The sequence below is a fragment of the Hyphomonas sp. genome, from assembly GCF_046313975.1.
Taxonomy (GTDB): domain Bacteria; phylum Pseudomonadota; class Alphaproteobacteria; order Caulobacterales; family Hyphomonadaceae; genus Hyphomonas.
Genome location: NZ_JBKBXB010000058.1, coordinates 1 through 14,266, shown reverse-complemented (window position 1 = coordinate 14,266; position 14,266 = coordinate 1). Strand labels below are relative to the sequence as shown.

Sequence of the window (14,266 nt, the reverse complement as noted above, 5' to 3'; positions counted from 1 at the left end):
TTCGGCGGGGTCCGGTTGATCTCGTCAGCAAGCAGGATGTCGGTAAAAATTGGGCCTTTGGTCAGGCTGAACGTGTTGGTCTGGAAATTGAAAAGGTTCGTACCCAGAACATCGCCGGGCATCAGGTCCGGCGTGAACTGGATACGGCCGAATTGCAGCGAGATGGCTCTGGAGAAGCACTGCGCAAGCAGTGTCTTCGCCGTACCGGGCGGGCCTTCCAGAAGGACGTGCCCGGATGAAAACAGCGCCGTCAGCAGGAGGTCCACCGCCGTATCCTGGCCGACGATGGCCTTGCGCACTTCGCTGCGGATGCGGTCGGCGAGGTTGCGTATGTCAGTCACGCTCATGCATGTTTCTCCTGATGATTTCTCTGCGCCAGCGATAAAGTTCCCGGACTCTCGTCATCAGGTCATCGCGGCTTGCGGCGGGCTGTTTCAGACCCGCCTCCATTTGTGAAAAGGTGCGGCCGGTTTCGGGGTCGGGCCCGAGACGGTCAAACATGTCGGAAAGCTGAGTTTCGGTCAGGTTTCGCGGCGCCCCGATCTCGCGCGCAAGGCGCCGCCGCACGAGCGCGAGGAAGCCCGGCGCCATCTTCGGCTCGCGCCGCGCCATGGTCACAAGGCCCGCGGAGTTGTCGGCCAGCGCCTGCTTGCCCAGCGCGATGGCGCGCTCTTCCCGCGCCGGTGGACCGAACCGGATGACTGCCGCCCAGCCGAGCAGGAGGGCGGAAGCCAGAGCCACCAGCGTTGCCCCGACATAGGGTGCGGAGAACATCATCTTCAGAAGGTTCTCTGACCGCTCGAACCCGTGCAGCGTGGCATCCAGCAGGATCTGCTCGCTGGAGTCATTCCGAAGGTAGTCGATCAGCTGCACGGCGAAGCGCGCGTTTTCAGGCTGCGCAAGGCCGAACGTGTTGACGAGGTCCGGGTCAGACAGGATGTAGATATTGCGCTGCGGATCATAGGCGAGCAGGGCGCCATTGCCGGCGCCGATGATCGTGTCCAGCCCCTCGGCCCGGATCAGCTGCAAGCGGACATCCGGCTGGATAGCGGATTCGCCAAACGGTGTTTCGAGCCTCTCAGGCACGTCGATGCGCAGAATCTCCGTATCCGGATAAATGTTGCCCAGCCGGTCATTCAGATCGCGGGCGGGAATGAAATAGGTGTCCCTCTGGCGGCTCGGCGCCGCGGCATCGGCCAAGCCATACCATTTGGGCAGCACGACCAGCGTGGTCGGCGCGAAGGACTTCTCCGTCAGCACGCGCACCGAGCCATAGGCCGGCAGAGTCACGATCATCACGCCATAGGCGCGCGTCTCGAGATCACTTTCCAGCCGCGACACTTTCACAGGATAACCTGCGGACTCCAGCAATCGCACCAGCCCGTTATATCCGAGGGCGGAGGTTGAGTAGGGATGGTCGCCTGCCCGGTTCTGGTCGCGCAGCTCCGGCGCCCATCCGGCCATGACGAGCACGGCGCCGAACGAGATCACGGCAATTGCGATCAGGATCGCCACCACGCGCGCGGAGAAGGGGGATGCGCCCGAGCCGGATGTATCCGTCATGCGGTCCATCCTTCACCGAAAGCGAAGTCTTCATAGCTGCGCCGCGCGTGCTGCCATCCGGCGGCATCCACCGGACGGCCCCCGAAATGGCTGCTTTCGACGACCTGGATGATCGGCGCGAGCGCCCGCTTTGCGCGGTCCGGCAAGCGGCTGAGCCCGGCGATCTCGCGCGAGGTCAGCGAGGTCGGCACGCCGCCTTCGAGCCGCGACTGGATGTCTTCGATGGAGCGGAACAGAAGCAGGTGCACCGCCTCGGCAAACCGTCCCTCGCGGGCGAGCGCATCGGCCTCGTCGAGCAGTGATCGGGCCGCGCCGGCGTCCGGCCGGATATCTGTCAGCACGTCGTCTTCCGCAACGGCATTCGTGTTCCGGCGTCCGCCGAAGCGCATGCGGATCGCCTCGCCGAACAGGAAGTAGAGGAGGCCGGCAATCACGGCCGCGACTGCAATCCAGAAGATCACCTGAAACACCGGGCCGAGCGCTTCCAGGAAGTCTCCGAAGGCCTTGAGCCATCCGGGCGGCGGATCGGGCGGATTGAGTTCAACAGGCGGCGCCTCGGGCCGCACGAGTTGCAGGTCGCCGTCCTTGAGATAAGCCGCGTGTGCACGGTCAACCGCGTCGAGATCTGTCTGGACAGCCGGTGCCCGGATTTCGTCTTCCTCCAGGAATCCGGAGCTTTCGCTGGCCCTGTCCCAGTCCTCATCAGGCTGGGCCAACGCCGGCCCCGTCATCAGGGCGCACAGCCCCAACGCGGCCAGGGAAAGCTTCCACCTGTACATCAGGGACTAACTCTCCTCGCGACTCTGTCGCACCGCCCGCCCCGGGACTATTTCAGAGGTTGTCGGGCGCTTCAACGGGCACTTGCGGTGGGCAGCCATCCGGCGCTACAGGCCCCGGATGACCGCAGAGAGGCAGGATATGGACAAGGCAGAGGCGTACCGGCAGCTGGCAGAGGAGATTGCGAGCGTTGTCGCCGGGGAGACTTCCGAAACGGCGCGCTATGCAACTGCAGCCTGCCTTCTGGCGCAGGCTTTCAGGCCGCGATTCTTCTGGACGGGGTTTTACCTTGTCGATCCGCTTAAGCCGCAGGAGTTGGTGGTCGGACCCTATCAGGGCACGCTCGGCTGCCTGCGTATTCCGTTCGGCAAAGGCGTCTGCGGCCATGTGGCCGCCACCCGCGAACCGATCATCGTGCCGGAGGTTCACGCGTTTCCGGGCCATATCGCCTGCGATGCGGCATCGAACTCGGAAATCGTCGTGCCGGTGTTCCACGCGGATGGCGCGCTCGCGGGCGTGCTGGACGTTGACTCGACGGATTACGATGCCTTCGACGCCGTCGATCAGGCCGGCCTGACGGAGATCTGCCGTCTGCTACTCACCGCCTAGATAGGCTGCGGGCGCGGATTCGGTCTCGGGCTCAGGCTCCGGCGGTGGGGGCGGGGCCGGTGTCGGTCCGGCAATGGTCTCAATCCGGCTGCGCAGCGCTTCTTCCAGGATATCCAGTTTACGCGCCCGGAGGCCTTCAACCGGCTTCGGCGCGGCATTGAGTTCCATCCAGACATCAAGCTCCGGCGTACTTGCGGGCCATGCGGGAAGGCCCGTTCCATTGGGGTCGCCGGTGCGGGCGAAGTTTGTCCAGTAGGCCACCATCTGGTCGGTCAGGCGCCGGTCTGCATCTGTGATCTGCATGCCGGGCAGGTGGCTGTCGAACACGAAGGACAATTCCGCAGCATGATAGGCGCCGATCGTCTGCCCCTTTGCCGGTGGCACACGGGTGAAGTGGTAAAGCCAGGTCGGACCGCCCGCCTTGGCGTTCTGCATGCCGGTGAAGCGCATGTGGACGCCGAACATGTCGTCGCCGAGCATGTCGGTCGCACCTTTGTCCCAGGTCTCGATCCGGTCCATGCTGTACAGCGCCTGCAGCGCCTTGGCAGGGTTTTCGCCGAACACGGATGCAAGCGCCTCTTCGCGCTCCGCCAGCGTCCCGGTCATCTGGGGACGGAGGACTGTGGGCGAGAGGATGTAGTTGTAGAACAACGTCGCTTCATCGCCGTTATATCCTGCCATCATCGGCACAACCGGCACATCGCCGTCGCGGAAGGCGGCGCCGATCGCGCGGGGAATGTTGCGGCCATCGACCACGGGCAGGAAATAATTGCTGAGGTCAGGGCGCGCTTCGGCGCGGGAGATGATTGCAGCTGCAGGAATGGCGCGCAGGTCACGGGCTGTGGATGCCGGGGGTGCCAGCGATGACAGGAACTCGGCACCCGCGTCTTCCGCACTGAGAATGCCCGGCCACGCAGAGCGTTTGAGGTGCAGCAGGTTTCCGCTGCTCGCGCCGCTCTGCAGGATGACCTTGTGATAGAGACCGTCTGCGGCCGGCAGCGCCATCAGCTCTGTCACAGACTGCGCACCCGCGCTTTCGCCGAAGATGGTGACGTTGTCCGGATCACCGCCGAAGGCACTGATATTGTCCCGAACCCAGGCGAGCGCGGCGGCCTGGTCCAGCAGGCCGTAATTTCCGGAGGTGCCCGCTTCCTCGCTCAGCGCGGGGTGGGCGAGATAGCCGAAGGCGCCGAGGCGGTAGTTGAGGGTGACCAGCACCACGCCTTTCTCGACGAGCGCGTTAGCCTGGTAGATCGACTGTGAGCCGGATCCGTACTGGTGCGCGCCGCCATGCAGCCAGACCATGACCGGCTGGCGTTCGGCGCCTTTCAGGTTGCCGGTACGCACATTCAGGAACAGGCAATCTTCGCTCTCCGGCGGCGTTTCCTGTGCCGAAATGGCGATACGGGCAGCAATCCGCTCAACAAAGTTAAGCCCCAGCCCATCTATGATACTGCCAACAAAAGCGCCGTAGCGGCTGCGCGGCTGGATGCATTCCGGGCCGAATTCGCGGGTATCGCGCGAATTGGCGCCCCATTGCGGCGGCGGGGCTGGCGGGGTCCAGCGGCGGGCGGTGGCATAGGGAATGCCGTTGAAGACGCGGATTGAGGGATTGTTGCGGTCAATGCCGCCCACGATGATGCCCTGGTGGATGCGGACGGGTTCCGACATGTCCATGGGCTTCGGCGGCTTGCGCAGCGCGAACCAGCCATAGGCGGCGCCTGCCAGCAGCAGGAAGAAGAGAACTATACTCAGTCGGCGCATGGTCGTTATCCCCGCCCCAGGCTGCAAGCACTATACCAGCATGAATCAGCTGTCATGTTTGCAGACCATGCCCTGCAAACTCAGTCCGGGTCCAGTGCCGAGAGCGTTGCGGAGACCAGATCACCCACAGGCTCGATGCCGCAGGCCATGCGGATGAAGCCTTCGGGAACGGCGTCGCCCCAGCGGACGCGGCATTCGGCGGCGGAATGGACCCCGCCGAAGCTGGTTGCGGCGGCCAGAAGCGGGTGGCGGCGGATGAAGCCTTCGGCGGCGTCGCGGCTTTCGAGGCAGAAGCTGACAATCGGGCCATACCCGGTCATCTGGCGGCGGGCGATGGTGTGGGCAGGGTCCGTTATCAGGCCGGGATAGCGCAGGTTTGTGACCCTCGGGTCGCCGGACAGGGCCGTGGCCACGGCAAGCGCATTGGCGTTGGCCCGCGCAATCCGCAGCTCAAGCGTCTCCATTCCGCGGTGAAGCAGATACGCATCGAACGGGCTGATGATCGCTCCCGCCAGCCTTTTCCAGCTTTTTACAGCTTCGAGCAGTTCCGGCCGGCGGCTGGCGACATGGCCGGCCAGGATATCGGAATGGCCCGCCATTGCCTTGGTATCCGCCATTACCGAGATGTCGGCACCGAGATCGAGCGGCCTTTGGCAGAGGGGGGTGGCAGTGGTGTTGTCGGCGACGAGGATCGTTCCGGCTGCCCGGCATTTCGCGGCGACGGCGGCGATATCACAGACTTCGAGGCCGGGATTGGTGGGTGTCTCGATCAGGGCGAGCTTCACGCCGGTGAAATCTGCTTCCGCGAGCGAAGGGGTGGGCACGGCCTGAACCGTGATGCCTTTTGACACGAACTGTTCGGCAAGCAGGGCGCGGGCGTTGTAGTAGCCGTCGGCATGTACGATGATCCGGTCGCCGGGTTTGAGGTGGGCGTAGAACACCGCTGCAATCGCTGCCATGCCGGAAGGGAACAGGATCGCCTCGGCATCTTCAATCAGGCCGATCTCGGCTTCGACTTCCTCGACCGTCGGATTGCCATAGCGACCATAGACGTGGCTCGCCTGCGGATCGCCGGGCAGGTGGTAGATCGTCGAGGCAACGATCGGCAGGGCCAGCGGCTCGCCCTTCTTTAGGCGTTTGGTGCGATGGTGCAGCAGCCGGGAAATGGGCGAGTAACGGTCAGTCAAGGATGGAGGCTCCGGAGCCGATGAGAGGACGCAGCTGGTCTTTGGCATCCCCGCCCAGCTCTGCCCAGAGCGATCTCAGGGTTTCGAGGCATTTTGCCTGATATTTGAATGTGCCTTGCGAATAGGTCTGACCTTCGAGCGTGACTGAGAAAGTCTCCTCGCCCCGGGCCAATGCATGCGCGTTGGCCTGCAGGAAAGGCAGGTAAGTGTCGCCCGTCTGCGCGAGAAGTGCCTTGACCGGCCCGCTTTCGAGCGCCGAGGCTTCATCGATCCATTCGCCGCTGAGGCCGCTCGCATCATCGGCGAGGTCCAGCCAGCGATAGAGGTAGGGCGTTTCGCGCCGCATCCACGCCATCGGGCTGGGGTCGACACTCATCACCTTGAGCTGGCCGTAGAAGGCGAGGTCGGCGAGCGAAATACGGTCGCCGAACAGGAAGCGTGTCCGGCCGGTCGCCATCTTTTCCAGCTCCCGGCAGCTGCGCTTCCAGCTGGCTTCGATGACCGGCGCCGTCTGCGGCGTACAGCCGACCAGCGGCATGCGCGAGATCTGACGCTCGCGGATGGTCGCCGCCATCTTCTCGACACCGGCCCGGCCGGCATTCGGCAGGGAGTCGAACATGATCCAGTTGGCGCACCATTCCTGGTCTTCGGGATAGGTCCAGCGGTAGTGGAACATTGCCTTCATGAACCATTCGTCGGCCATGTCTTCCAGCAGCAGGCAGGCGAACCGGAGGGCCGGCTGGTCCGGCACCAGCGCGCGGCCCTCGCGTTCGATCGACAGGAGAAAGGGTGTGGAATCGTTCGTCCAGGTATCGTCCGGCTTGCGGATCACCGGGATGACCTGCGCCTTGACGTTCGGCATCACCCGCCCGCGATCCTCGGCGGTCATGCCGGTCCATGTATGGGCGAGGCGCTTGGCGCGCATCGCGGCGCGCACCTTGAGCGAGTAGGGCGACCCTAACGCTCCGTAGACATCGTATCTGGCCATTGTTTCTCCCCGTTCAGCCATGTGGGCCGTGTCACGATCAGGTCCTGCGCGAGCAGGCCTGCGTCCCTGTGACGTGACATGTTCTTATACTCTTTATGGTTCAGCGTGGCGATAAAGGCCTGACGGTTCGAGAAATGGTTGATCAGCACCCCGTCCCAGTCGCCCCCGCCGATGAAGTAGCGTTCCGTATCCCCGACCAGCAGGGTCAGCCCGCCGACCTCTTCCATCGCTTTGGTGAAGGCTTCGGAATAGCGCATGTAGGCATCCCGGCCACTGATCGCTTCGCCGAACTCCGGATCTTCCGGTTTGTATTCCGCCTTCACGCGGAACTTCAGCAGGTTCACCTGCGCCACCGGCCCGTCATGCGGATCGTCGCGAAAGGCCCGGAACTGGGCGGCGGTCGGCTGGAAGGCGGGCATCAGCGCTCTCCTGTCTTGATGTGGCGGCGGAGGAACTCCATCCGTGTGCGCATCAGATGAACCTGTCTTGCCTCGCCGGCAATGCCGTGGCGCTGGCCGGGATAGGTCATCAGCTCGAACACGATGCCGCGCTGCTGCAGCGCGTCCATCAGGCGTGTGGTGTTGTCGAAGGTGACGTTGTCGTCGGCCATGCCGTGCACCAGCATGAGCGGTGCGCGGCTGAGGCCGTCAATATGCGCGAAGACGCTGGAGGCGGCATAGCCTTCGGGATTGTCCTGCGGCGTGCCCATGTAGCGCTCGGTGTAGAATGTGTCGTAGAGTGACCAGTCCGTCACCGGCGCGCCTGCCACCACGGCAGCGAAGGTGCCCTCGGGTGCCTGTGCCAGTGTCATCAGCGCCATGTATCCGCCATAGCTCCAACCCTGCAGCACGATACGCTCCGCATCGACATAGGGCTGGCTTTTCAGCCAGTCGACTCCGGTGAGCTGGTCGCGCACTTCCGGCCCGCCGGTGCGGCGATGGATGACATCCTCGAAGCGGCGCCCGCGGCCATCTGTGCCGCGATTGTCGAGGCGGAAGACGATGAAGCCCTGAGCGGTGTAGAACACATCCGTCAGCGGACCCCACTCATTTGCGACGCGCTTCACGCCGGGGCCGCCATAGACTTCCACGATGACGGGGTATTTCTTCGCAGGGTCGAAATCCGCCGGCTTGCGGATGGAATAGTGGAGCGTCTGATTGTCTTCCGCGGTCAGTGTTCCGAACTCTTGGGGCGCGTGCGACGCGAGATAGGGGGCATACGGATGAGCGGCGTCCAGCCCGTTCTCCTCGATCCAGGTGATCAGCGTGCCGTCGATCCGGTAGAGGCCGGTACGCGGCGGCTGGGTGGCGGAGGAGAATGTGCCGACATAGCTCTGCAGGTCCGGCCCCAGTGAGACCTGCCAGTTGCCGCCCTCCGGCGTGATCCGGCGCATGGCGGCATTCTCCGCATCGGCTGGCCCCAACGGCACGGCGTAGAGATGTTTCTCCAGCGGGGTATCAAAATATCCCGAGAAGTAGACCGTGCGGGTTTCCGTGTCGTAGCCGAGAATGTCGAGGACGACATGATCGCCGGAGGTCAGCGGGCGGCGCTCGAATGTGCCGGCGGCAAGCCACACGATATGGCGGTAGCCTTCGCTTTCGTCAGTAATGAGGGCCCCGCCATCTTCCAGCCCGACGAAATTGCTTGCCAGATTGACCCAGACTGCGTTTTCCTCCGTGTAAGGTGTAGAGACGCGCCAGTCCGGCCCGGCGGCGCGGTTCCAGGCAAGATGCGTCTGTGCCCGGTTGACGGTCTGGAACCAGACTGCGCCATTGGCCCAGTAAACATGCGCAAGATAGGTGTCTGGCCCGGCGCTGGTGAGGGTGGTTTCCTTGCCCGTGGCAAGCTCGCGCACAATCAGGCTGACGATTGCGTTTGGCCTTCCGGCGCGCGGATAACGCTGTTCGACGACCGTGACCTCATCGGCGGCGATATCGAAACGCGGGATGATGTCGACGCCGCTTTCGTCAACTTTCGTATAGGCGATGTGCCGCCCGTCACCGCTCCACCAATATCCGGTGTAGCGGTGCATTTCTTCCTGCGTGACAAATTCGGCGACGCCGTAGCTGATGGCCTTTTCCGGTTCGGCGGGCGGCGAGAGGCGGTGTTCCTTGCCGGTTGTGATCTCGACCGCGAAGAGGGCGCCGTCGCGGATGAAGCTGACATAGCGCCCGCCGGGGGAGACCTTTGCGTCATACTCGAAGGCCTCCGTATTCGTCAGCTGACGGACGGACGGCTTGTCCTTGCCGAGCGTGATGAGATGCAGATCACCGCCGGCCGGAACGAGGATGGTGCCGGCCGTGCCCCAGGCATAATCGACAATGCCGCGCAGGCCTGCGATACGCCGGCGCTCGCGCAGTGCCTTTTCCGCTTCGGCGAGTTCTGCGTCCTGCGGATCGACGAGGACGGAGTCGACCAGCATCGATTGCGCCCCGGTGGCCGTGTCGAACTGCCAGAGATCGTAACGGCTGAGATCGTCCGCGCGGGGCTTGAGGAAGGTCACCCGCTTGCCGTCCGGCGAGAAGCGCACGCCGCGCGGGCTCGGGCCCGAGAGGGAGGGCGATGCGTAGAGGCGTTCGAGGGTCAGTCGGGTCTGGTCAGGCATGAGGCTCGCGGAGGCAGTGTCGGAACAGGCGGGGAAGGCGCACGCAAGCAGCGCCGCGATCCATGAGACGGAGAACAGGGTCCGGATCATGCCCCGACACTAGCCCGGATTCCGGCCCTGTCACCTTGACGCGAAGGTCAGCCCGGCAGACGCACGATTTTCCTTCCCGCCGGCGGGGCCGGTATGCTTGATGGGGCAGAGTGCCGGAGGGAGTCGTCTGATGCGCAAGGTGCTGATCGGTCTGGGCGTTGTCGTGCTGATCCTGCTGGGGGCGGGGTGGTGGCTCCTCCTGTCGGGATCGAAAGCGCCGGCGAAGGCGCCGGGCGTGATGGACCTTGCCGGCTGGCGCGCGCTGGTGGCGGCGGATGCCGGGCAGGGGCCGGAGCGGATCGGCTGGCTGGAGATCGGCCACGCGCCGTTCCCGTCGTTTGCGGTTCAGGCGGGCCGGTTCGAAGGGCCGGTGGAGATGTCGTTCAACTCGGTCCAGCTGTCCTGGCCGGACCGGTACATCCTGATCGACACGGCGGTGGATGAGGCGCTCGTCATGGGCATGGCCAAGGGGGCGAGTTTCGATGTGGCGGCCTATGACCGGATGCTGACCGCGATTTCGGGGGCGGAGCAGGTGGTGATCACGCATGAGCATCCTGATCATGTAATCGGTATCGCGCGCCATCCGGACCCTGCGGGCATCGCCCCGAACCTGTCGATCACCGAGTTGCAGCGCGCCGCGCTAGGCAAGTTTGCGCCACCTGAGGGGCTCGCCGATGAGATCGCCCATGCGCAGACGCTGGATTTCTCGCAACCCGTGCGGATTGCGCCGGGCGTGGTGGTGGCGCCTATGGCCGGCCACTCGCCGGGCTCGCAGGTGATCTATGTGCAGAGCGCTGCCGGGGCGGAGTACCTGTTCATCGGCGATATCGCCTGGACGATGCGCAATATCGAGGAGCTGACGACGCGGCCGGTGCTGCTGAACTTCATGATCTTCGATCCGCCCGAGGTGCGCGAGCGCGTGCTCGCCCAGCTGAGCGGCCTGCATGAGCTGCTGATGACCGAACCCGGCCTGACGATCGTGCCGGCGCATGACCGCGTCTATCTCGGCGGCCTGCTCGCGGATGGGCGGCTGGCAGAGGGATTCCGGTAGCCTGATTGTCCCTTCGGGCGACCTATCCCGCTTGACCCCCGGCCCGCGCCGCGCCACATCGCGCGCTGATCCCGTTTTCTGAGCATTTTGAAGGAATCCCCGCCCATGGCCGGTCCCCAGTACGTCTACCACATGCAGGGCCTTACGAAGGTCTATCCCGGCGGCAAGAAGGTGTTCGAGAACATCCATCTGAGCTTCCTGCCGGATGCCAAGATCGGTGTGGTCGGCGTCAACGGCTCGGGCAAGTCGACCCTGCTGCGGATCATGGCCGGGCAGGACAAGGACTTCAACGGCGAGGCCTGGGCGGCCGAAGGCGTGAAGGTCGGCTACCTGCCGCAGGAGCCGAAGCTCGACCCGGCGCTCGACGTGTTCGGCAATATCGCGTCCCAGTGCCCCGAGAAGCAGATGGTCGACAAGTTCAACCAGATCTCGATGCAACTCGGCGAGGAATACACCGACGAGTTGATGGAGGAGATGACCAAGCTGCAGGAGCAGATCGACGCGGCCGATGCCTGGGACATCGACTCCAAGATCGAGATGGCGATGGAGGCCCTGCGCTGCCCGGACAATGACGCCGACGTGACCAAGCTCTCCGGCGGTGAGATCCGCCGCGTGGCGATCTGCCAGCTGCTGCTGTCCAAGCCCGACATGATCCTGATGGACGAACCGACCAACCACCTCGATGCCGAGACGGTCGCCTGGCTGCAGAACTACCTGATCAACTTCCCCGGCTGCGTTATCCTCGTCACCCACGACCGTTACTTCCTCGACGATATCACCAGCTGGATCCTCGAACTCGACCGCGGCCGCGGCATTCCCTACCAGGGCAACTATTCGCGCTGGCTGGAACAGAAGGCCAAGCGGATGGAGCAGGAGGCGCGCGAGGAGAAGGGCAAGCAGAAATCGCTGGCCAAGGAGCTCGAATGGGTGCGCTCCGGCCAGAAGGCGCGGCAGGCGAAATCCAAGGCGCGTATCCAGGCCTATGAGCAGAAGGCCGCCGAGGCGGAGCGCGAGCAGGTGATGACCGCGCAGATCCGCATCCCGCCCGGCCCGCGCCTTGGCGGCGTGGTGCTGGAGGCCGAGGGGCTCAGCAAGGCGTTCGGCGACAACGTCCTGATCGAAGACCTCGACTTCAAGCTGCCGCCCGGCGGCATTGTCGGCGTGATCGGCCCGAACGGCGCCGGTAAGTCGACGCTGTTCAAGATGATCCTCGGACAGGAGAAGCCCGATGCCGGCACGCTGCGCGTCGGCGAGACGGTGAAGATCGGCTATGTCGACCAGAGCCGTGACAAGCTCGACCCGAACAAGAATGTCTGGGAGGAGATTTCCGGCGGTACGGATGTCATCGACCTTGGCGGCGTGACCGTCATGTCCCGCGCCTATGTCGGCGCCTTCAACTTCAAGGGCACCGACCAGCAGAAGAAGGTCGGCATCCTCTCGGGCGGTGAGCGCAACCGCGTGCACCTCGCCAAGATGCTGCGCGGCAGCCACAATCTGCTGCTGCTTGACGAACCGACCAACGATCTCGACGTGGAGACGCTGCAGGCGCTCGAAGAGGGGCTCGACAACTTCCCCGGCTGCGCCGTCATCATCAGCCACGACCGCTGGTTCCTTGACCGGATGGCGACGCACATTCTCGCCTTCGAGGGCGACAGCCATGTCGAATGGTTCGAGGGCGATTTCTCGTCCTATCTCGAGGACAAGAAACGCCGCCTCGGCGAGGACGCAGTCAATCCGAAACGCCTGAAGTTCAAGAAGTTCGCGCGCTGATCCCTTGCGGCGGCGGATGGGGGCTCTAGTCTTCCGGTCCTGACAGAGGACCGGGAGAGGCTCATGGATATTCGTTTTGCGGCGGCGCTGAGCGCGCTTGTGCTGACGGCGTGTGCGACGGCGGCGGTGGAAGATGTTCCGGTGCCGGTTACCTACGAGGCCGAAGGCCTGATCGCCGGGCCGATGACGGGGGTGGTCGAGGCACTTGCACGGGGCGAGACCAGTTCAGTCGAGCTGACGCAGGCCTATCTCGGCCGGATTGCCGCTATCGATGATGCCGGGCCGAAGTTGCAGGCTGTGATTGCGCTCAACCCCGATGCGCTGGCGCAGGCGGCGGCGAGCGATGTGCGCAGGGCGCGGGCGGAGAGTCTGGGACCGCTCGACGGTGTGCCGGTGCTGCTGAAGGACAATATCGAGAGCCTCGATCCGATGCCGACGACGGCAGGCTCGCTGGCGCTGAAGGACAATGTGACCGGGCGCGACAGTCCGCTTGTGGCGGGGCTGCGGGCTGAGGGCGCGGTGATCCTCGGCAAGACAAACCTCAGCGAGTGGGCGAATTTCCGCTCGAATTTCTCGATGAGCGGCTGGTCCGGCATCGGCGGGCAGACGCGCAATCCGCATATGCTGGACCGCAATCCGTGCGGATCGAGTTCGGGCACGGGCGCGGCGATTGCGGCGTCGCTCGCGGCGGCGGGCGTGGGCACGGAGACGAACGGGTCGATCATCTGTCCGTCGAATGTGAACGGGCTGGTCGGGTTCAAGCCAACAGTCGGACTTGTTCCGCAGACGTACATTGTGCCGATCTCACCGAGCCAGGACACGGCCGGGCCGATGACGAAGACGGTGCGGGACGCTGCGCTGATGATGAACGCCATGGTGGCGGGGGATGAGGACTTTTCGGAGCATCTTTCCGGCGCGGCGTTGAAGGGCGTGCGCATCGGGGTGCTGCGCGATGCGCAGGGCTCCAATCCGGACGTCCTCGCGGCCTTCGAGACGGCGCTGCGCGCGATGCGCCAGCTCGGCGCGACGATCGTGGATATCGAGGGGCAGTCGACGCCGCCGGGCTTCTGGGCGGACTCGCTGCTGGTGCTGGAATATGAGTTCAAGGCGAGCCTGGATGCTTACCTCGCGGACGCTGCGCCGGGCGTGGAGACGCGCGCGCTGAGCGATGTGATCGCATTAAACCTGGCCCATGCGGAGGCGGAGCTGGCCTTGTTCGGACAGGACCTGCTCGAGAGTTCGGATGCAAAAGGTCCGCTTACGGACGAAACCTATCTGACTGCGCTGGCGAATGTGCAGCGCGCATCGCGCGAGGAGGGTATCGACCGGCTGCTGGCGGAATTCGATGTCGATGTGCTCGTCACGCCGTCGGGACCGATAGCGCCGCGCATTGATCCGGTCAATGGCGACACCTGGCCGGACTGGGCCGGGGCGGGGTACCTGGCGGCGGTCGCGGGCTATCCGCACCTGACGGTGCCGATGGGAGAGGTGCACGGCATTCCGCTCGGCGTGTCCTTCATGGGCGCGAAGGGAACGGATGCGCGGCTGCTCGCCTATGGGCACGCCTATGAGACCGCGACGGCGCTGCGTCCTGAGCCGGGATATCTTCCGTCTGCGGAGGAATGGCCGGAGATTGCTGCCGCAATGGCGCGGTAGGGCGCTTTTCTCATGCGCCTGTATCCGGCCCGGCTTTCGCCGTCCGGGTGCGGATCATGTGGCGGCCCTCAAGGACGGGACCGGGTGCGGCGGACGCCGCGGGGCGTCCGGGAAGGAAAAGTTTGGTTGCGGGGTGGACGCCACTCGTCCGCCGCACCGCCCCCGGAGTTTCGGGCAGTTCTCGGGATGACTTCGGCGCTGCCAGG

12 protein-coding genes are annotated in these 14,266 nt (G+C 64.6%); 4 read left to right on the top strand and 8 right to left on the bottom strand.

What is annotated here, in order from left to right:
• The 3 genes from ACK4TE_RS14995 to ACK4TE_RS14985 all read right to left on the bottom strand — a co-directional run.
• Positions 1 to 347 (bottom strand): AAA family ATPase (locus tag ACK4TE_RS14995; protein ID WP_409912344.1); only part of this gene is annotated, 347 nt, incomplete at its 3' end.
• Positions 334 to 1,563 (bottom strand): DUF4350 domain-containing protein, encoded by a 1,230-nt coding sequence (locus ACK4TE_RS14990; RefSeq protein WP_409912343.1) that lies wholly within the window; start codon positions 1,561 to 1,563, stop codon positions 334 to 336. The genes ACK4TE_RS14990 and ACK4TE_RS14995, both read right to left, overlap by 14 nt.
• The gene (locus ACK4TE_RS14985) at positions 1,560 to 2,342 is read right to left on the bottom strand and encodes a hypothetical protein (RefSeq protein ID WP_409912342.1); all 783 of its coding nucleotides are present in this window, start codon (positions 2,340 to 2,342) and stop codon (positions 1,560 to 1,562) included. Before ACK4TE_RS14985 ends, ACK4TE_RS14990 begins: the two co-directional genes overlap by 4 nt.
• A 139-nt stretch (positions 2,343 to 2,481) precedes the next feature.
• On the opposite strand from ACK4TE_RS14985, the gene ACK4TE_RS14980 reads away from it, so the two are divergent.
• On the top strand, positions 2,482 to 2,949 hold the full coding sequence (locus ACK4TE_RS14980) for a GAF domain-containing protein (RefSeq protein WP_409912341.1): 468 nt from the start codon (positions 2,482 to 2,484) through the stop codon (positions 2,947 to 2,949).
• Here ACK4TE_RS14980 and ACK4TE_RS14975 read toward each other — a convergent pair.
• From ACK4TE_RS14975 to ACK4TE_RS14955, 5 genes are all read right to left on the bottom strand, one after another.
• Positions 2,935 to 4,713, bottom strand: a complete 1,779-nt coding sequence (locus tag ACK4TE_RS14975) for a carboxylesterase/lipase family protein (protein WP_409912340.1) — start codon at positions 4,711 to 4,713, stop codon at positions 2,935 to 2,937. The genes ACK4TE_RS14980 and ACK4TE_RS14975 overlap by 15 nt on opposite strands.
• 80 nt (positions 4,714 to 4,793) lie before the next feature.
• On the bottom strand, positions 4,794 to 5,900 hold the full coding sequence (locus ACK4TE_RS14970) for a cystathionine gamma-lyase (protein WP_409912339.1): 1,107 nt from the start codon (positions 5,898 to 5,900) through the stop codon (positions 4,794 to 4,796).
• Positions 5,893 to 6,888 (bottom strand): glutathione S-transferase C-terminal domain-containing protein, encoded by a 996-nt coding sequence (locus ACK4TE_RS14965; protein WP_409912338.1) that lies wholly within the window; start codon positions 6,886 to 6,888, stop codon positions 5,893 to 5,895. Before ACK4TE_RS14965 ends, ACK4TE_RS14970 begins: the two co-directional genes overlap by 8 nt.
• Complete coding sequence (locus ACK4TE_RS14960; protein WP_409912337.1) at positions 6,858 to 7,307, bottom strand: DUF1330 domain-containing protein; 450 nt, start codon at positions 7,305 to 7,307, stop codon at positions 6,858 to 6,860. The genes ACK4TE_RS14965 and ACK4TE_RS14960 overlap by 31 nt, the downstream gene beginning before the upstream one ends.
• Positions 7,307 to 9,583, bottom strand: a complete 2,277-nt coding sequence (locus tag ACK4TE_RS14955; RefSeq protein WP_409912336.1) for a DPP IV N-terminal domain-containing protein — start codon at positions 9,581 to 9,583, stop codon at positions 7,307 to 7,309. Before ACK4TE_RS14955 ends, ACK4TE_RS14960 begins: the two co-directional genes overlap by 1 nt.
• Positions 9,584 to 9,713: 130 nt before the next feature.
• On the opposite strand from ACK4TE_RS14955, the gene ACK4TE_RS14950 reads away from it, so the two are divergent.
• The 3 genes from ACK4TE_RS14950 (at position 9,714) to ACK4TE_RS14940 (ending at position 14,060) form a co-directional block, all read left to right on the top strand.
• On the top strand, positions 9,714 to 10,634 hold the full coding sequence (locus tag ACK4TE_RS14950; RefSeq protein ID WP_409912335.1) for an MBL fold metallo-hydrolase: 921 nt from the start codon (positions 9,714 to 9,716) through the stop codon (positions 10,632 to 10,634).
• A 105-nt stretch (positions 10,635 to 10,739) separates the two neighbouring features.
• Complete coding sequence (gene ettA, locus ACK4TE_RS14945; protein ID WP_409912334.1) at positions 10,740 to 12,404, top strand: energy-dependent translational throttle protein EttA; 1,665 nt, start codon at positions 10,740 to 10,742, stop codon at positions 12,402 to 12,404.
• A gap of 63 nt (positions 12,405 to 12,467) precedes the next feature.
• On the top strand, positions 12,468 to 14,060 hold the full coding sequence (locus tag ACK4TE_RS14940; RefSeq protein ID WP_409912333.1) for an amidase: 1,593 nt from the start codon (positions 12,468 to 12,470) through the stop codon (positions 14,058 to 14,060).
• The last annotated feature ends 206 nt before the right edge of the window (positions 14,061 to 14,266 follow it).